Consider the following 517-nt stretch of genomic DNA (forward strand, 5'->3'; position numbering starts at 1 on the left):
CATATTGCCCATTTTTTGCAAAATCACCGTCACTTTTTTCGCTTTTGCATGCTTTTCAATGTTATTTAGCGACTCTTGCGCAACTCGGTACAGTGTTGTTGCGACTTCGGAGGTCAGCTTGTGCTGTTGAGTGTCAAAATGGCTGTCGATATCAATTCCAGAGTGTGAATGGAAATCTTGCAGCAATGTCGTCAACGCAGCTTCCAAACCGATATCATCCAATGCGCTTGGGCGAAGTTGATGGGAAATGTGCCGCACTTCATTAATTGCCGTCACCAAAGAACGTTGTGATTTGTCGAGATGTGACTTGAGCTTTTCATCTTGCAATCGATGGCTCATTAAATCCAAATGACATTTACTCGATACCAGAAGCTGATTGATCCCATCGTGCAACTCGCGCGCTAAATGTTTCTTCTCATCTTCTTGAAACATCACCGTTTTGTGAGCAAGTTCTTTGAGGTTTTTATCGGCAAGTCGATGCTCATGTAAATTTATGGCTAACGTCAGCACAATGATC

At 42.9% G+C, this 517-nt stretch carries 1 protein-coding gene; it reads right to left on the reverse strand.

Annotated elements, in window-relative coordinates; translation table 11 throughout:
• A partial coding sequence (locus R8O10_RS27520; RefSeq protein ID WP_318192274.1) for a sensor histidine kinase occupies positions 1 to 517 on the reverse strand: 517 nt, incomplete at both ends.

It is taken from the genome of Vibrio sp. 1727 (genome assembly GCF_033344415.1).
Lineage (GTDB): Bacteria > Pseudomonadota > Gammaproteobacteria > Enterobacterales > Vibrionaceae > Vibrio > Vibrio alginolyticus.